Source organism: Bizionia myxarmorum, from assembly GCF_008086205.1.
GTDB lineage: Bacteria > Bacteroidota > Bacteroidia > Flavobacteriales > Flavobacteriaceae > Algorimicrobium > Algorimicrobium myxarmorum.
This window is the reverse complement of record NZ_VSKK01000001.1, coordinates 228,912-248,239: the sequence shown is the minus strand read 5'-3', so window position 1 is coordinate 248,239 and position 19,328 is coordinate 228,912. Positions and strand designations below refer to the sequence as shown.

Here is a 19,328-nt window from a genome sequence, read left to right as displayed (position 1 = left end):
ATGTCAAAATTCGGGGAACTTATAGATGTTAACATTCCTGTATTACTAGATTTTTTCACGGATATTAACGATCAGTCGGCAGCTATGCATGCTGTTTTGCGAGATGTGGCAGCAGCACTTGGCGACAAAGCTAAAGTTATAAAAATTGATGTTGATAAAAACAAAGAATTAGCTGAAGCACTTCGGGTTAAAGGTTTGCCAACATTATTTATCTACAAAAATGGCGAAATGAAATGGCGTCATAGTGGCGAACAAGATGCCACCACACTCATTGGAATTATTCAAGAATACGTTTAAAGTGGTAGCGTTTTAAATTCATACCCTTTTTCAGTAAAATACGCGAGCACTTTGGGAAGCGCATGTTTTAAGTTTTTTGAAGCTTTAACGCTGTCGTGAAAAACAATGATGTTTCCAGGTTTTGAATTTTTAATGACATTTAAATAGCAGGTTTCTCCAGAAATGTCTTTATCCCAATCAAAAGACAGAATACTCCAAGTAATAACCGTGTAGCCCATAGCTTTCAAGGCTTTTCCTTGACTTGGCTTTATTTGTCCGTAAGGTGGACGAAATATAGGTGAAGCATTCAATTTTTGAGCGGATGTTTCAGCCTTTAAAATTTCAGAATTTATAATTTCTTGTGCTGAATTTACATTCAACACATAGTCTTTTACAGATGTTTTCCAGCCTTTTAAATGGGTGTTGGAATGATTGCCAATTCTGTGGCCATCTTTTAGAATACTTTGAAAAATATGCGGATGCTTTTGAATATTAGTGCCGATACAGAAAAATGTGGCTTTGGCATTAAACTGTTTTAAAGTATCTAAAGTACATTGTGTGATTTCGGGTGTTGGACCATCATCAAAGGTTAAAAACAAAACCTTTTCAGAAGTAAAAAACTCCCAAACAAAGTCTGGGAGTAATTTTTTTATAATACTGGGTGTTTTAACAGGAACAATTCCCATGTTATTTATTTTTCTGGAATGAAGTTAATGGTATCCATTTTAGGCATATCATTATCAACAGGTTCGCGTGATTCTTCAATTGCTGGTTGCACTGGAGGCTTTTCATCACCACCATAAAAATGACTAAACAAATTCAAGAAATTCGAGAAGGTTTTAGTTTCCGTTTTGGCAAATTCCTTGTCATAGGTTATTACCACATCTACTAAACCTTTATAGCGTTCAATATCCGTATATATTTGCTCGAATACCTGGCGCTGTTTTTCTTCATCTAATTTGCTGTAATACGTCAAGTTTTCTTGGTATTTTCTAGCCACTTCCATAAAGAGTTTTTGTGCTTTTTCATCGGCGCCAACCTCGTAATAGGCACTAATATATGGTTCTAAAAGTGTGTAATAACCAAAATACTCCACAGGCATATTTTCCATAGCTATATCAGCAATTTCTTCCGCTTTTTCTGGTTGCTCCTCATTGATTAATTGCTCTATTAATCGGGCTAAATTTCCACGATAGGTAATGGCGTTTTTACGCGTTTCTACATCGTGGTAAATATCTGGACTTCCACTATTTCCCCAATCCCAATTTTTAACTTTATTGTACATAAAATCAGAGTCAACACGACCCATATCAAAAGGGTTTGCTTTATTAACAGCCGTTTTAATAGGAACTAACTTGTAGACCATACCATCTAATTGCAGATAATCTTTCATCCAAATATAATCGTCATTTCCAAAAGCTCCTCCTGTAAAGTAAATTGGGCGTTTCCAATCGTTTGTTGAAATAATATCAAGCATTAGTAGGCGGTTTTTATAAATGGCACCATCTGTAATTTTCATATATAAGAAATCCTCTATTTTATCGGCGTCTTTTTCCTTAACAATGCCATATTTAAGTGCATTTGCTTTGTTTACGGGAACTCGAATATTTTCAACAGGAAAATAATTGGATTTTTGCAACTGTAAAGGATAGTAGCTTGGATCTTGACCTTCCATTTCCAAAATGTATTTAAATTTGGTTTTAGGATTATCACTACTTACAAATTCCATAAAATCTTTAATATCCAAGGTGTCTTTGCTTAATAAGCGTTGAGGTCTGCCCTGGCTATCTGTATACTCGGTTTTCTTCATGATATAATCACGAGTGCCAGAACGGTATTGGTCATGTGTTAAATTAGAAGGAATTGGGTCACTATCATACGCTTTCCGCTTCATTTGGTCTATGTACCAATCCGTTTGGAATAAACTGGTATTTACAACCCGAACGTCTGTTCTGTAACCTTCAATTTCCTGCATATACCATAAAGCAAAGGTGTCATTGTCTCCAATGGAGAATAAAATACCATTTTCCGCACAGGAATCTAAATACATTTTCGCCATGGCACGAGCTGTATATTTATCTGAACGGTCGTGATCATCCCAGTTGTTAGCAGCCAAAATCCCTGGAACTAAAACTAGACAAAGAATACTGACAGCAGGTGCTAATAGTGTTGATTTTACTTTTGTGCCTAACATTTCTATTAAAGCATATACGCCGAAACCAATCCATATAGCAAATACATAGAATGAACCCACTACGGAATAATCCCGTTCTCGCGGTTCAAATGGTCGCACGTTCGTGTATACTTGAATTGCTACACCCGTAAACAGGAAGAACACGAGCATAACCCAAAATAATTTCTTGTCTTTATTATAGAGGAAAAATAGGCCTATTAAACCCAGAATAAGTGGTAAGAAAAAATAGGTGTTTCGCGCTTTGTTTTCTGAAACATCACTCGGTAAATCCGTTTGGGGTAAACCTAAATGCCATTCGTCAATAAAACCCATACCACTTAACCAGTTTCCGTTGAAATTATCCAGCTTACCTTGAACGTCATTTTGTTTTCCAACAAAATTCCACATAAAATAGCGCCAATACATATAGCCCAATTGGTATTCAAACATATAGGCAATATTGCTGCCCAATGATGGTTTTTGAACATCGATAATTTGGCCATTTTGTTTTAAGAATTTATGATAATCCTCAAAATCAACCATACCATTAGCTACTTCATTTTTAAAATTATTAACAGCTGCGCGCAGTTCATTTTCCATTTGGTATTCTGGTTTCAATTGAAAATCCAAATACCCGGAAAAAATCATATAATTTTCGGCGTTTTCGCCACTCCACATTCGTGGTAAAATAGAAGCATGTGTACTATTATAGTTCTGACGTGCTTTTTCCCAATCGTTTATAATAATGTACTTGCCCGTCTTCTCATCTTTTTCATAGTTAGGCTTGTCATCTATATAAGGCTCATTTTCGTCTAAACCAGAATATTGATCTGTAAATTGTGGTCCATAAAACAAATGTGTTTCAGGATATTGCTCCAAATTATAGTATGCTAAAAGTTCACGTGCATCACTAGGATCATTTTCGTTAATAACTACATTGGCATTGGCACGAATAGGCAACATAAGCCATGAAGAAAATCCAACAATAACAAAAGTTACACAAAGAAGCGCTGTGTTAAGGTGCTTGTAGTTTTTGTTGTGCGTGTATTTTAAACCAAAATAAATAAGAGCTACCAATACGATACCAGCAAAAATAGTCCCCGAATTAAATGGTAATCCTATAGAATTGACAAAGAAAATTTCCGTAGCACTAAAAATACGTAGAATGTTTGGTGCTAATAATTTGAAAATAAATAATAGAATAGCAACCGAAACCACATTGGCGATGATGAAATTGGCTACTGTAATTTGTTTATAATGTTTGAAATAGTAAATAAGTCCAATGGCAGGAATAGTTAATAAACCCATAAAATGCACTCCAAAGGATAATCCTATAATAAAAGCGATAAGAATTAGCCATCTGTTGCCTCGTGGCAAATACATTTCGCGTTCCCAACGTAAACCAAGCCAAAATAAAACGGACATAATTAAAGTTGCCATGGCATAAACTTCCGTTTCCACAGCGTTAAACCAAAACGAATCAGTGAAGGTAAACGCTAAACTTCCTACTAAAGCACTACCTAAAATCGCGATTTTTTGCGTTTTATTTAGAGTTTCAGGTTCACCAATTAACTTTTGTAATAAAAGTGTGATGGTAAAAAACATAAATAAAATAGTAAAAGCACTTGCAACGGCACTCATCATATTTAACATAAAACCAATGTGTGAAGGCTCCAAAGCAAACATGGAAAAGAAGGCTCCAAACATTTGAAAAAGTGGCGCTCCTGGTGGATGGCCAACTTGTAACTTGGCAGACGTTAAAATGTATTCACCTGCATCCCAAAAGCTTACGGTTGGTTCAACGGTTAGTCCGAATGTGATGAAGGCGACTAAAAAAGCGAACCATCCTAGTATGGTGTTCCACTTTTTAAAACTCAAATTTGTCATGTAATGCAATTTTTAGATAGGGCGAATTTAACAATAATTATCAAATTCGTCATGCTTTTAAGGAAACGTTAAGTATTTAAATATATTTTTTTTCAGAAAATGTTTGCCCACATTAATAATTGTATTAAATTTGCATCCTCAATACGAGATTGGCCCATGGTGTAACTGGCAACACGTCGGTTTTTGGTACCGAAGAGTCTAGGTTCGAGCCCTAGTGGGCCAACAAGTAAGTAGAAATCCTAATCATTAATATGGTTGGGGTTTTTTATTTTCAATAGTTTTTCAGTTTAAAAATTGGGCGTTTAATTAATTGAAAAAACAAAAGCCTCCGTTTTGCGGAGGCTTTTTATTTATGTAATCTGAATATATCTTTAAATTTTAAAAGTAATTACTGGCCGTTTAGCATGATTTACTAAATCTTCACTAATACTACCATTAAAGAAATGTGCAATTCCTTGTCTGCCATGTGTGCTGATGCCTATTAAATCCGCGCCAACAATATGAGAGAAGTTCAAAATTCCTTTTTCTACCGTTTCATCATTGTAAATGGAAATGGTATAATTTTCAAAGGTACTTCCTTTAATAAAATCTAAAATACGCGCTTTGGCAGTAGCCGTTGTTACAAAATTATTAGCGGTATTAACAAATAGTAAATGAATTTTAGCTTCTAAAGCTTCCGCTAATTCAATGGCTTGAAGATAGGTGCCTTTGTTGTCTTTATTGAAATCGGATGCAAATACAAAGTGGTTTATATCAAAATTCACATGATCATTTTTTATAACCAATACGGGAACTTCAGCCGTACGGACTACTTTCTCCGTGTTGGATCCAATAAACATTTCCTTAAAACCATTAGCGCCATGGGATCCCATGACAATTAAATCAATACCATTTTCCTTACAGGTATTTGTGATGCCGGTAAAAGTTTGATTAAAATCTACAGTTTCATGAATCGTAACGCCTTTTAAGTAATCTTGACTCATGGCTTTGGCGAATTTCTGATGCGCTAATTTCATAAAAAACATGGCTTCGGGTAATTCGCTATACTGACTGAAAGCATCAACCTTGTCCAGCGGTAACTCTAGCATATGTAATAGGTAAATTTCACTACCGTGTTTTTTTGCTAATTGTGCGGCTACTTTTAAAGCCTGTTCTGCTTCATTTGAGAAGTCTGTTGGAACAAGAATTTTTTTCATGGATGGTTTTTTTATCAGGTTAGGTTTCAATCTTCAATTTAAGAATAAAAATTGATATTTCATTCATTATGGTTTTCAATTATTTTTTTGTATCTTTGCAGCGTAGTAAGAAAAAGAATAAATGAGGGGACCTGACGTCCCCTCTTTTTATACCAATTTTTCGAATCGTATGTTAAGAAAAACAGTAGAAACATTATTGCATGAAGCGCTTGAGGAACGAGAGGATTTATTTCTGATCGATTTTACCATGGGGGCTGATAATTCCATTTCAATAATTATAGACGGTGATAGTGGTGTAACAGTAGATGATTGCGTATTTATTAGTCGCGCTATCGAGCATAATATTGATAGAGAGGAGCATGATTATTCTTTGGAAGTGGCTTCAGGAGGTGCAACAGCGCCTTTAGTTCATGCCAGACAATACAAAAAAAATATTGGTAGGGATTTAGATATTCGTACTAAAGAGGATCAGGTAAAGGGACAACTTATAAATGCCACCGATACACATATTACCGTACAGTGGAAAGCTAGAGAGCCTAAGCCAGTTGGTAAAGGAAAAGTAACTGTGGACAAAGAGGCAGAAATAGCCTACCATGATATTATAGAAGCAAAAGTTATGATAAAATTTTAATTCAAAAGAGATATGGAGAATCTTGCGTTAATTGACTCATTTTCGGAGTTTAAAGACGATAAATTAATCGATCGTGTAACGTTAATGGCGATTTTAGAAGACGTTTTTAGAAACGCTCTTAAAAAGAAGTTTGGTGATGATGATAATTTTGATATTATTATAAACCCTGATAAAGGGGATTTAGAAATATGGAGAAATAGAATTGTTGTTGCAGATGGTGAAGTAGAAGAGCCAAACCAAGAAATTTCATTATCGGCTGCTCGTAAAATTGAGCCGGATTTTGAGGTTGGTGAAGATGTATCGGAAGAAGTAAAATTAATCGATTTAGGACGTCGTTCTATATTAGCGTTAAGACAAAACTTAATTTCAAAAATACACGAACACGATAACACGAATATATACAAGCAATTTAAAGATTTAATAGGCGAAATTTATACAGCTGAAGTTCATCATATCCGTCACAGAGCAGTCATTTTATTAGATGATGAAGGGAATGAAATTATTCTTCCAAAAGAAAAACAAATTCCTTCAGATTTCTTTAGAAAAGGTGATAATGTACGTGGTATCATTGAAAGCGTTGAGCTTAAAGGTAATAAGCCAGCCATTATCATGTCTAGAACTGCACCTGTATTTTTAGAGAAATTGTTTGAACAAGAAATACCAGAAGTTTTTGATGGTTTAATTACCATTAAAAAAGTTGTACGTATTCCAGGTGAAAAAGCAAAAGTAGCTGTTGATTCTTATGATGATAGAATTGATCCAGTAGGTGCTTGTGTAGGTATGAAAGGTTCAAGAATTCACGGTATTGTTCGTGAATTAGGAAATGAAAACATTGACGTTATTAATTATACTAGTAACTTACAATTATATATTACAAGAGCATTAAGTCCAGCGCGTGTTACATCTATTAAAATTGATGAAGAAAACAAACGTGCAGAGGCTATTTTAAAACCAGAAGAAGTTAGTAAAGCAATTGGACGTGGTGGTCACAACATCCGTTTAGCTGGTCAATTAACTGGTTATGAAATTGATGTATTTAGAGAAGGTGCAGAAGAAGATGTGGAATTATCAGAATTCCGTGATGAAATTGAACCTTGGATTATTAAAGAATTTAGTAAAGTTGGTTTGGATACTGCGAAGAGCATCTTAGAACAAGACGTTCAAGACTTGGTAAAAAGAACTGATTTAGAGGAAGAAACAATTAATGAAGTAATTAGAATTCTTAGAGAAGAATTCGAAGAATAACATATATTAGGTTATATTAAAGGCGATTTATGGCTGAAACAATTAGATTAAATAAAGTATTACGCGAGCTAAACATTTCTTTAGATCGAGCTGTAGAATATCTAGATTCTAAAGGCATCGAAATAGAGAAGCGTCCAACTACGAAAATTTCTCAAGAAACATTTGATGTGCTTTCCAATGAGTTTCAAACAGATGCCAATAAAAAAATGGCATCTCAAGAAGTTAATGAGGCTAAACAAAAAGAGAAAGAGGCGATAAGGTTGCAGCGTGAGCGTGAAATTGAGGCAAAGGAACAAGAGAAGGCAGACCGCGAAGCCAAAGCTAAAGCTAAAGAGGCTGAAGTTGTTAAGGCGAAGTCAACCCTAGCAGGACCTAAGCAAGTTGGTAAAATCGACTTGGATGCTGATAAGAAAAAAGTTGAAAAACCTAAAGAGGAAGCGGCTGTGCCAACTCCAGAGGTGAAAGTTGAAGCAGCACCAAAATCTTCTGAAACGCCAACAGCTAAAGAGGGTAAAAAACCAGAAGTTAAAGCGAAGCAAGAAGACACGCCATCTTCTAAACCAGCCGATAAACCAAAAGTCGAAACTCCTAAAGCGGAAACACCTAAAGCTGATACTCCTAAAGTTGATGCGCCGAAATCTGAAGCTCCAAAAGCTGACGATGATAAAAAAGAAACATCTAAAGGTGAAGAATCTAAAGTTCAAGCGCCTAAAGGTGAAGATTTAAAGGTTTCGGATGCGCCAGTTGAAGAACTGGTAAAAACGCAATACCAAAAACTTACGGGTCCAAAAATTGCTGGTGAAAAAATTGACTTATCTCAATTTAAAAAGCCGAAGAAGAAAGTTGTTGAAAAAGCGTCAGATCCTAAAAAGAAGCGTCGTCGTATTAGTAAAGTTGGTGCGCCAGGAACTACTACAACAACTCCAGGAACAGCTGCTAGAGGTGGCAACGAACGCTTTAAAGGTAAACCTGCCGTCGGAAAAGGACGTCGTACTTTAGTAAAAGAAGAACCTAGTGAAGAAGATGTACAAAAACAAGTACGTGAAACTTTAGAGAAACTTCAAGGGAAATCAAGTAAAGGGAAAGGTGCTAAATACCGTCGTGATAAAAGAGATCAGCATCGTGATCAAACCGAGAAGGATTTACAAGCTGCAGCTGCAGATAGTAAAATTCTAAAAGTAACGGAATTTGTTACCGTTAGTGAGGTGGCAACTATGATGGATGTTCAAGTAACCCAAATTATTTCTACATGTATGTCATTGGGTTTAATGGTTACCATGAATCAGCGTCTAGATGCAGAAACCTTAACTATTGTTGCAGATGAGTTTGGCTTTGAAGTTGAATTTATTACTGCTGGTATTGAAGAAGCTATAGAGGTTATAGAAGACAAACCAGAAGATTTAGTAGAGCGTGCGCCAATTGTTACCGTAATGGGACATGTGGATCACGGTAAAACATCTTTATTAGATAATATTCGTAAAGAAAATGTTATTGCTGGTGAATCAGGTGGAATTACACAACATATTGGCGCCTACGGTGTTCAATTAGATAATGGTCAAAAAATTGCATTTTTGGATACGCCTGGTCACGAGGCCTTTACAGCCATGCGTGCTCGTGGAGCCCAAGTAACGGATATCGCTATTATTGTAATTGCAGCGGATGATGATATTATGCCACAAACTAAAGAAGCTATTTCCCATGCGCAAGCAGCGGGTGTGCCAATTATTTTTGCCATTAACAAAATAGATAGACCAACAGCAAATCCTGAAAAGATTAAAGAAAGACTTGCTAGTATGAACCTTTTAGTTGAAGATTGGGGTGGGAAAATTCAGTCTCAAGATATTTCAGCAAAACAAGGAACAGGTGTTAAAGAATTATTAGAAAAAGTATTGCTTGAAGCTGAATTATTAGAGCTAAAAGCGAATCCAAATAAACGTGCTGCTGGAACCGTTGTTGAGGCATTCCTTGACAAAGGTCGTGGTTATGTATCAACTATTTTAGTCCAATCAGGAACTCTGAAAATAGGAGATTATGTATTAGCTGGTAGAAATAGCGGTAAAATTAAAGCCATGCAAGATGAGCGTGGACAGGAGGTTAAAGTAGCCGGTCCATCAACGCCAGTATCTATATTAGGTTTAGATGGAGCACCACAAGCGGGTGACAAATTTAATGTCTTCGATGATGAGCGTGAAGCACGACAAATTGCTACAAAACGTACACAGTTACAACGTGAACAGTCGGTTAGAACACAACGTCATATTACTTTAGATGAAATTGGTCGTCGTATTGCATTAGGTGATTTCCAAGAATTAAACATAATCCTTAAAGGGGATGTGGATGGTTCTGTAGAAGCCTTAACGGATTCGTTCCAGAAATTATCAACTGAAGAAATTCAAGTTAATATTATACATAAAGGTGTTGGACCAATTACGGAAAGTGATGTGTTGCTTGCCTCGGCATCTGATGCTATTATTATAGGATTTAACGTTCGTCCAATGGGTAATGCTAGAAGCATTGCAGATAAGGAAGAAATTGATATCCGTATGTATTCTATTATATATGATGCTATAAACGATCTTAAAGATGCTATGGAAGGTATGTTATCTCCAGAACTTAAAGAAGAGATTACTGGTACTGCTGAAATTAGAGAAATCTTTAAAGTTTCTAAAATTGGAAGTATTGCTGGTTGTATGGTATTAACAGGTAAAATATTCAGAAACTCTAGTATTCGTTTAATTCGTGAAAACGTGGTGATTTACACAGGTGAATTATCATCATTAAAACGATTTAAAGATGATGCTAAAGAAGTTGCTAAAGGTTACGATTGTGGTATGCAAATTAAAAACTACAACGACCTTAAAGAAGGCGATATTATAGAAGCTTACCATGAAGTAGAAGTTAAGAAGAAATTAAAATAAATTTCATAGTATATCAAAAAAAAGCGACCAATTGGTCGCTTTTTTTGTTTTAAAAATCTTTTCATATGCTTATTATCATATATTTGAAGGTATTAACAATTTTTAAAAATTAAATCATGAAAAAAACAATTACCATTTTATCTTTATTGCTATGCTTAAGTTTTAGTAAAACGGCAAATTCACAAGAAGCATATTTGGGAGATATAAAAATTACCGCAATCAATTTTGAACAACGTTATTGGATGGAATGCGATGGACGTCTTTTGCAAATTAATCTGCACAATGCATTGTTTTCTTTATTAGGGACTCAATATGGTGGCGATGGAATGACAACATTTAGATTACCAGATTTAAGAGGGCGAGTGCCAATTGGTCAAGGAAATGGGCCAGGATTACCAAGCTATATCCAAGGAAGTAGTGCAGGTTATCCAATCACTACTTTAGAGGTTGCTAATTTACCAGCTCACAATCATACAGTAAACGCAGTGACTGAAGATGGTGATAGTTCTTCACCTACAAATAACTTTCCTGCAGGAACCAAATTACTGGATCAAGAATATGCTACGACAGGCACAACAACTACAATGAATCCTGCAATGGTAGGTAATACAGGAAATGGTACTGCTGTAAATAACATGCAACCTTATGTTACACTTAGATATGTTATCTGCGTTAGTGGTCTCTTTCCACAAAGAAACTAGATTTATTATGAAAAATATAAATCTTGTTTTAATAATAGGTTTTATTTTTGTTGGCACTAACTTATTAGCACAAACAATAACGCTTAATGCATGCCATCCATTAATAGAAAACCAAAACTATACATTTAATCAAAAAGCATTAGATGCAACAGGAAGGAACACTTTTGAAACAAATCCTGTAGACGAAAATTCGCCATGTGGTGGAATTGGGAATTGTGAATTTCATATTGCTTGGAATCAGATTAGCAGTCGTTGGGAAATTTTAGCAGATGATGGAGATGGTACTTTTTTAAATACCTACGTTTTGTATTATAATACAGAAGCTTCCTCTCCAAATCCACCAAGTTTAATTTTAGGTACATGGGTTGAAGAAATTTTAGTTACGCAATCTCTGTGTGGTGCAATTACTAGTTTAACAGGAGATGTTCAAGACACAACTTTAGGAATAAGTAATTTTCAAATAGGGAATCAAATTAGTATATATCCTAATCCAGTAAAAAACAAGCTACATATTACCCATCCCAATATCCATATAAACAATGTGGTACTGTACGATGTTCTTGGTAAATTAGTGCTTAATACAAGTAATAGTACTGAAATAGATGTTTCAAATATTAATGCAGGACTCTACTTTGTTAAATTTGAAATTGAAAACCGGGAAGTAATAAAAAAAATAATTATTGAATAAAAAAGAGCGCCAAAGGGCGCTCTTTTATTATTTGAATGATTGGGTATTTAACCTATTTTCTTTCTTTTCTTTTTGGTTTAAATCGGAAGGAATCACTAAACTCTTTTTTTATTTTTAGCAATGCTCTATCGGCTTCTAAACGACTTCTAAAGTTTCCGGCCCATACTTTATAGTTTGGCGTTTCATAAACTAATAGAGAAGGAATCTTTTCATAACTCGCATCAAAACTAGCTTTGGCACGTTCTGCACCTGAACGATCGCCCGAGTAAATTTGAATTTTATAACGATCAGAATCGCTATCAGAAACATTCATTTCTTTTTTAATGGCTAATAAAGCCTTCAATTCTGGTGCTTGATTAATAGTAACAACACCTTGTTGTCCATAAAAGAAATTAATACTAAAAGAGAGGCTCAACGTTAGTATGGCTTTGGAATATGTGTTCAATAATGTCATTTTTAATAGTATTTGATGCAAAAGTAAAAGATTATAAATTAAAGTACTTTGTTTTTTAATATAGATTGGTACTTAAGGATCATGTGAAAGCTATTTTCATGCCAGTTTAAAAAAATAAGGGTAAATAGCTTTACTTTAAGAGATGTAGTATTTTATTTTAGTTCTTTCTTTTAGGTTTTAATCTAAAAGCGTTAGGAAAGTCTTTCTTAACGTGTACAAGTGCTCTATCAACTTCCAAGCGACTTCTGAAACTGCCTAACCATACTTTATAATTGGGCGGTTCATAAACGTCAATTATATTCCATGTATATGGAGATTGGTTATATTTAGCCATAGTGGCGTTCGCTCCAGAGCGATCACCCGAGTAAATTTGAATTTTATACCGATCAGAATCACTACCAGAAACGTTCATTTCCTTCTTAATAGTTAGTAATTTATTCAATTCTGATGGTTGATTAATGCTAACATTACCTTGTTGCGCATAAATTAAAGTGAAGCTAAACACTAGGCTTAATGTTAATAAGGGTTTGGAAGAATGGTTCAATAAATTCATTTTCAATAGTATTTGGTCAAATGTAAATCATTATAACTCAAAGGTACTTTGTTTTATTATTTAGAATATCTCTAAATTAGCAATTAACAGTTCTGTAACATTTCTAAAATCGACTTTATATGTTACTTTTGCGAGAGATTTTATTATTGTATTTTTTTCTTTTGTTAATTGAAAAAATCATACCAAAGTTTAGAAGTTAATTCAACCAATAATATGAAACAGGTGAATCACCGAAAATTAGGCAAAAACATTTTACGTTTAAGTTTAGTTATTTTATTAGCATTTTCAACGTCACTTTCAGCTCAAGAAGGTGATTCAGCAAACGGTAAATCTTTATTTAATGCCAACTGTGCTGCTTGTCATAAATTAGATAAGAAGATGACGGGACCAGCGCTTCGCAATGTGGAAAGTCGTCTTGCAGAAACGGAAGGTCTCGATAGAGAGTGGCTAAATGCCTGGATACGTAATAGTTCAGGTTTAATTAAGGCTGGCGATGCGTATGCTAATAAAGTATTCAACGAGTATGGCGGTGCAGCCATGACGGCGTACCCACAATTATCTGATCAAGACATTAGCGATATATTAGCCTATACGGCTGAAGAAGCTCCTGCTGCTCCAGCTGGCGATGCAGTTGTGGCTGTTGCTCAAGGTGGTGAATCAGACGGCGGAAACATGTCCAATAAAGTTATTTTAGGCGCGCTTGCGGTCCTATTTGCTTTATTAGCAATGGCGCTTATTTTAGTAAGACAAACATTAAAGCGTTTTGCAGAAGCTAAAGGTGTTGATATTTCTGAAACTAAAGGAACGCCAATTTGGAAAGCCTTTATTCAAAACCAATTTTTAGTATTGGTTTCTGTAATCATTTTGCTACTAGCTAGTGCATTCTTCGTTTACGGTTACTTTATGCAAGTAGGTGTTGACCAAGGTTACCAACCAGTTCAGCCAATTCATTATTCTCATAAAATTCATGCTGGTGATAACGGTATCGATTGTAAATACTGTCACTCATCTGCACGAGTAAGTAAAGCATCAGGAATTCCTTCCTTGAATGTTTGTATGAACTGTCATAAATCAATTTACGAAGTTTCTCCGGAAACAGCAACAGCAGAATATAGCAAAGAATTTTACGATGGTGAAATTAAGAAGCTTTATGCCGCTGCAGGTTGGGATGATGAGGAACAAAAATATACAGGTGAAACGCAACCAGTAAAATGGGTTCGTATTCACAATTTGCCAGATTTCGCATACTTTAATCACTCGCAACACGTATCTGTTGCAGGTATAGAATGTCAAACATGTCACGGTCCAGTGGAAGAAATGGAGATTATGTATCAACATGCGCCACTTACAATGGGGTGGTGTATTAACTGTCACCGCGAGACCAATGTTAAAGTGGAAGATAACGCCTACTACACGAAAATTCACGAAGAATTATCTAAAAAGTATGGTGTAGATAAGCTAACTGCTGCTCAAATGGGTGGATTAGAATGCGGTAAGTGTCATTACTAAAACAAATTTTAGTAATTTCAACCAAAGCAGAAATCTTTTAAAGGGATTTAAAACTATAAAATAATTAATAAGAAGTAATTCAATTATATAATATGTCATCAAACAAGAAATACTGGAAAAGTGTTGAAGAGCTAAACGAGAATAGCTCAATTGTTGAGACGCTAAAACAAAAAGAATTTGTTGAAGAGATTCCTACAGATGATTTTTTAGGTAATAAAGAATCGTTAGAAAACTCTAAAACAACACGTCGTGATTTCTTAAAATATGTTGGTTTTAGTACAGCTGCAGCATCTTTAGCTGCTTGTGAAGGACCAGTAATTAAGTCTATCCCTTACGTAGTGCAGCCGGAAGAAATTATTCCAGGTGTTGCAAACTACTATGCAACAACGGTTGCCGATGGATATGACTATGCGTCTATTTTAGTAAAAACTCGTGAAGGTCGTCCAATTAAAATTGAAAATAACGCTTTAGCAACTACCAATGGGCATGCAAATGCTAGGGTTAATGCTTCTGTTTTGGGCTTATACGATAGTATGAGAATTCAAGGCCCAATGAGAGCAGGCGAGCCCATTTCTTGGAGTGAATTGGATGCTGAAGTCGGACAGAAATTAGCTGAAGTTAAAGCTTCGGGTAAAGCTATTGTTTTGTTAACGCAAACATATGCAAGTCCAACAACAACTAAAGCAATTGCAGAATTTACAGCGAAGTTCGGAAATGTACGTCATGTTCAATATGATGCGATTTCGGAATCTGCTGCATTAGATGCTTTTGAAGCGAATTACGGAGAACGTGGTTTAGTGAATTACGATTTCTCGAAAGCTATGACTATTGTTTCTGTTGGTGCCGACTTTTTAGGAGATTGGCAAGGTGGCGGATTTGATGTTGGTTATTCTAAAAATAAAGTTCCTACTAACGGAAAAATGTCGCGCCATATTCAGTTTGAATCTAATATGTCATTAACTGGAGCAAATGCTGATAAGCGTGTTTCTTTAACACCAAGTCAACAAAAAATAGCTTTAGCTAAATTATATAGTTATGTAGTTGGTGGCGCCGTTTCTGGTGAATTACCAAAATATATTGATGATGCCGTTCAAAATGCTGCTTCTGAATTGAAGAGAGCTGGAAGTAAAGGTGTTGTTGTAACGGGTATTCAAGATGTGAATGCTCAAACGGTGGTTTTATCAATTAATGCGCACTTAAATAGTCAAGCATTTGATACAAAAACACCTATTAAAATAAGACAAGGAAATGATAAAGCCGTAACCACTTTAATTGCTGATATGAATGCAGGTAAAGTAGGTGCTATCATTATGAGTGGTGTTAATCCACTTTATACATTACCAAATGCTGGAGAATTTTCTGAAGGTTTAAAACAAACTAATGTATCAGTTGCATTTACCTTGAAAGCAGATGAAACAGCATTAGAAACCGAATATCAAGCTGCGGTACCACATTATTTAGAATCATGGGGTGATGTAGAGTTTAAAAAAGGTCATTTCGCCTTAATGCAACCTACAATCCGTCCATTATTTGATACACGTCAGTTTCAAGAGTCTTTATTAAAATGGTCTGATAACGATATGTCGTACCATGATTACGTAAAAGAAACTTGGAATTCAGGTATTTTAGGTGGATCATCTTTCAGCCAAGCTTTACATGATGGTGTATTTGTTTCGGGTGCTTCTTCCATGGGAATGGCATCAACAACGACAACAACTACAACAACCATTGAAAAAGACAAGAAAACTTGGGTAGGCGGTATTATTGAAGACGTTGCGGAAGGTGTTGGATTAAAAGAAAAAGATAATAATGCTACGCAAACGACTACAACTACAATGGCAACTGAAATGTCAGTACCTGTTGCAGTTTCTGGTGGTGATGCAGCTAGACTATTAGGAGCAACTTCTGGATCTAACGGTTTCGAACTAGCTTTATATTCAAAAGTATCAATGGGAGATGGGCAACATGCTAACAACCCTTGGTTACAAGAATTACCAGATCCTATTACTAGAACTACTTGGGATAACTACCTTACCGTTGCTCAAGCAGATGCTAAAGAATTAGGTATTAAAAACTGGCATGAATCTGATGGTGGCTTAAATGGTAGTATTGTTGAAATTACTGTAAACGGTGTTACTATGTCTGCTCCGGTAATTATTCAACCAGGTCAAGCAAAAGGATCTGTTGGTTTAGCCTTTGGATTTGGTCGTAGAGCTGGATTAAAAGAAGAAATGCGTACAGGTGTTAATGCCTATCCTTTATATGCAGATTTTAACACAGCACAAAGTAATGTGTCAATTACAGTTGTGGGTGGTGAACATGAGTTTGCTTCCGTACAACTTCATAATACATTAATGGGTCGTGGAGATATTATTAAAGAAACGACTTTAGAAATATTCAATACTACAGACAAAAAGTATTGGAATATTATGCCTATGGTTTCTTTAAACCACAAGGCAACACCTGTTACCTCACCAGAAGTAGATTTATGGGACAGTTTTGATCGTTCAATCGGTCATCATTTCAACTTGTCTGTTGATTTAAATTCATGTACAGGTTGTGGTGCTTGTGTAATAGCTTGTCACGCAGAAAACAACGTACCTGTTGTTGGTAAAGAAGAAATACGTAAGAGTCGTGATATGCACTGGTTGCGTATTGATAGATATTATTCTTCTGAAGATACCTTCAAAGGTGATATTGATAAAAAAGAAGGCACTACAGGATTAGCAATTATTGATGCATTGGATGAAATGGAAACAGCAGCGGCAAACCCGCAAGTTGCTTTTCAACCAGTAATGTGTCAGCATTGTAATCACGCACCTTGTGAAACTGTTTGCCCAGTTGCAGCAACTTCTCATGGTCGACAAGGACAAAACCACATGGCTTATAACCGTTGTGTTGGAACACGTTATTGCGCCAATAACTGTCCTTATAAAGTACGTCGTTTCAACTGGTTCTTATATAATAAGAATGATGAGTTTGATTACTATATGAATGATGATTTAGGTCGTATGGTATTAAACCCTGATGTTACAGTACGTTCACGTGGTGTTATGGAGAAATGTTCTATGTGTATCCAAAAAACACAGAAAACAATTTTAGATGCCAAACGCGATGGTCGTGTTATTAAAGACGGTGAATTCCAAACCGCTTGTTCTGCCGCATGTGGAACCGGTGCTATGGTTTTCGGAGACATCAACGATAAAGAAAGTCAAGTTGCAAAACTTAAAGAAGATAATCGTATGTATCACTTGTTAGAGCATATTGGGACAAAACCTAATGTGATGTATCATACAAAAGTGAGAAATACAACCGAAGCATAATAAAACGAATTAAGAAAATAATTATAAAAGGATTATGGCGTCTCATTACGAAGCACCTATTAGAAGACCTTTAGTTATAGGGGAAAAATCATATCACGACGTTACTGTTGATGTGGCAAGGCCTGTAGAGGGTAAAGCAAATAAATCTTGGTGGATTGTATTTTCTATCGCACTTCTAGCTTTCCTTTGGGGAGTAGGGTGTATAATTTATACAGTTTCAACAGGTATTGGAACTTGGGGTTTGAATAAAACCGTAGGTTGGGCTTGGGATATTACTAACTTCGTTTGGTGGGTTGGTATTGGTCACGCAGGAACATTAATTTCCGCGGTACTTTTACTGTTCCGTCAAAAATGGAGAATGGCAATTAACCGATCGGCTGAAGCCATGACTATTTTTGCGGTTGTGCAAGCAGGTTTGTTTCCAATTATCCACATGGGTCGTCCATGGTTGGCGTATTGGGTATTACCAATTCCAAACCAATTTGGTTCTTTATGGGTTAACTTTAACTCTCCTTTACTTTGGGATGTATTTGCAATTTCAACTTATTTATCGGTGTCATTAGTTTTCTGGTGGACTGGTTTATTACCTGATTTTGCTATGCTTCGAGATAGAGCAGTGAAACCTTTCCAAAAGAAAATTTATTCTTTAGTAAGTTTTGGTTGGTCTGGTCGTGCTAAAGATTGGCAACGTTTTGAAGAAGTATCTTTGGTACTTGCAGGTTTAGCAACGCCATTAGTACTTTCTGTACATACTATTGTATCTTTTGATTTCGCTACCTCGGTTATACCAGGATGGCACACCACCATTTTCCCTCCATACTTTGTTGCTGGTGCAGTTTTCTCTGGATTTGCAATGGTGAATACCTTGTTAATTATCATGCGTAAAGTATGTAGTTTAGAGGATTATATCACAGTTCAACATATTGAATTAATGAACATCGTTATAATGATCACGGGATCTATTGTTGGTGTTGCATATATCACCGAGTTATTTGTAGCTTGGTATTCAGGAGTAGAATATGAACAATACGCATTCTTAAACAGAGCAACCGGACCTTATTGGTGGGCTTACTTATGTATGATGAGTTTTAACGTTTTTTCACCGCAATTTATGTGGTTTAAAAAATTGCGAACAAGTATTATGTTCTCTTTCTTTATATCCATCATTGTAAACATTGGAATGTGGTTTGAGCGTTTTGTAATTATCGTAACATCTTTACACCGTGATTACTTACCATCATCTTGGACTATGTTCTCACCAACATTTGTAGATATCGGTATTTTTATTGGAACCATTGGATTCTTCTTTGTATTATTCCTTTTATATGCAAGAACATTCCCAGTAATTGCTCAAGCGGAGATTAAAACGATTTTAAAATCTTCAGGAGAACGATACAAAAATATAAGAGAACGTGGTGAAAGTCTTGCAGGAACAGGAGCAGATACTAGAACATCTGGTGTGGTTGTAAATCCAGCAGTTCTAAAAACAACTCCCACTGTAGACCATATTGAAAAAACAAATAGTCTATTATTAAATATTGGTGCATTTGATCCGACAATCCAAACGGCGGACGATCTTCAGAAAATTAATGGTATTGGACCAAAAATGGAAGATGTTTTAAATGGCATTGGTATTTATACTTTTCTACAAGTTAGTAGAATGACGAAAATAGAATATGACTTGTTAGACGAAATTACCGGTTCATTCCCAGGAAGAGCTGAACGTGATGACTGGTCTGGACAAGCTAACCAACTAATAAACGAAGCGTAGATA

General features: G+C 35.6%; 14 protein-coding genes and 1 tRNA gene. 10 read left to right on the top strand and 5 right to left on the bottom strand.

Annotated features, from left to right (window positions below):
* A complete protein-coding gene (locus ES674_RS01180; RefSeq protein WP_148402160.1) occupies positions 1 to 297 on the top strand; it encodes a thioredoxin family protein in 297 nt (98 codons plus the stop codon).
* Here the strand turns inward: ES674_RS01180 and ES674_RS01175 are convergent.
* Positions 294 to 962 (bottom strand): polysaccharide deacetylase family protein, encoded by a 669-nt coding sequence (locus ES674_RS01175; RefSeq protein ID WP_148402159.1) that lies wholly within the window; start codon positions 960 to 962, stop codon positions 294 to 296. The genes ES674_RS01180 and ES674_RS01175 overlap by 4 nt on opposite strands.
* A gap of 5 nt (positions 963 to 967) precedes the next feature.
* Positions 968 to 4,336, bottom strand: coding sequence for a protein O-mannosyl-transferase family (locus ES674_RS01170; RefSeq protein WP_148402158.1), 3,369 nt, complete (start codon positions 4,334 to 4,336; stop codon positions 968 to 970).
* Between the two features lie 150 nt (positions 4,337 to 4,486).
* Between ES674_RS01170 and ES674_RS01165 the strand changes: the two genes are divergently transcribed.
* Positions 4,487 to 4,559: transfer RNA gene (locus tag ES674_RS01165), tRNA-Gln, on the top strand.
* Between the two features lie 148 nt (positions 4,560 to 4,707).
* Here ES674_RS01165 and ES674_RS01160 read toward each other — a convergent pair.
* Positions 4,708 to 5,532, bottom strand: a complete 825-nt coding sequence (locus ES674_RS01160; protein ID WP_148402157.1) for a universal stress protein — start codon at positions 5,530 to 5,532, stop codon at positions 4,708 to 4,710.
* A gap of 169 nt (positions 5,533 to 5,701) precedes the next feature.
* On the opposite strand from ES674_RS01160, the gene rimP reads away from it, so the two are divergent.
* The 5 genes from rimP (at position 5,702) to ES674_RS01135 (ending at position 11,715) form a co-directional block, all read left to right on the top strand.
* On the top strand, positions 5,702 to 6,163 hold the full coding sequence (rimP, locus tag ES674_RS01155) for a ribosome assembly cofactor RimP (RefSeq protein WP_148403604.1): 462 nt from the start codon (positions 5,702 to 5,704) through the stop codon (positions 6,161 to 6,163).
* 12 nt (positions 6,164 to 6,175) lie between these two features.
* Complete coding sequence (nusA, locus tag ES674_RS01150) at positions 6,176 to 7,408, top strand: transcription termination factor NusA (protein ID WP_148402156.1); 1,233 nt, start codon at positions 6,176 to 6,178, stop codon at positions 7,406 to 7,408.
* A 29-nt stretch (positions 7,409 to 7,437) separates the two neighbouring features.
* Complete coding sequence (gene infB, locus ES674_RS01145; protein ID WP_148402155.1) at positions 7,438 to 10,326, top strand: translation initiation factor IF-2; 2,889 nt, start codon at positions 7,438 to 7,440, stop codon at positions 10,324 to 10,326.
* 116 nt (positions 10,327 to 10,442) lie between these two features.
* Positions 10,443 to 11,027 carry a phage tail protein gene (locus tag ES674_RS01140; protein WP_148402154.1) on the top strand — a complete coding sequence of 195 codons (585 nt, stop codon included), beginning with the start codon at positions 10,443 to 10,445 and terminating at the stop codon, positions 11,025 to 11,027.
* 7 nt (positions 11,028 to 11,034) lie between these two features.
* On the top strand, positions 11,035 to 11,715 hold the full coding sequence (locus ES674_RS01135) for a T9SS type A sorting domain-containing protein (RefSeq protein WP_170233939.1): 681 nt from the start codon (positions 11,035 to 11,037) through the stop codon (positions 11,713 to 11,715).
* Between the two features lie 52 nt (positions 11,716 to 11,767).
* On the opposite strand, the gene ES674_RS01130 is transcribed toward ES674_RS01135, so the two are convergent.
* Both ES674_RS01130 and ES674_RS01125 read right to left on the bottom strand, forming a co-directional pair.
* Positions 11,768 to 12,169 carry an SPOR domain-containing protein gene (locus ES674_RS01130; protein ID WP_170233938.1) on the bottom strand — a complete coding sequence of 134 codons (402 nt, stop codon included), beginning with the start codon at positions 12,167 to 12,169 and terminating at the stop codon, positions 11,768 to 11,770.
* A 157-nt stretch (positions 12,170 to 12,326) separates the two neighbouring features.
* Positions 12,327 to 12,722 (bottom strand): SPOR domain-containing protein, encoded by a 396-nt coding sequence (locus ES674_RS01125; RefSeq protein WP_148402152.1) that lies wholly within the window; start codon positions 12,720 to 12,722, stop codon positions 12,327 to 12,329.
* A gap of 213 nt (positions 12,723 to 12,935) precedes the next feature.
* Between ES674_RS01125 and ES674_RS01120 the strand changes: the two genes are divergently transcribed.
* The 3 genes from ES674_RS01120 to nrfD all read left to right on the top strand — a co-directional run bounded on the left by ES674_RS01120 (position 12,936) and on the right by nrfD (position 19,325).
* Positions 12,936 to 14,231: a c-type cytochrome gene (locus ES674_RS01120; protein ID WP_148402151.1), complete on the top strand. Its 1,296-nt coding sequence runs from the start codon at positions 12,936 to 12,938 to the stop codon at positions 14,229 to 14,231.
* Between the two features lie 92 nt (positions 14,232 to 14,323).
* Complete coding sequence (locus ES674_RS01115) at positions 14,324 to 17,554, top strand: TAT-variant-translocated molybdopterin oxidoreductase (protein WP_148402150.1); 3,231 nt, start codon at positions 14,324 to 14,326, stop codon at positions 17,552 to 17,554.
* Between the two features lie 34 nt (positions 17,555 to 17,588).
* Positions 17,589 to 19,325 carry an NrfD/PsrC family molybdoenzyme membrane anchor subunit gene (gene nrfD, locus ES674_RS01110; protein WP_148402149.1) on the top strand — a complete coding sequence of 579 codons (1,737 nt, stop codon included), beginning with the start codon at positions 17,589 to 17,591 and terminating at the stop codon, positions 19,323 to 19,325.
* The last annotated feature ends 3 nt before the right edge of the window (positions 19,326 to 19,328 follow it).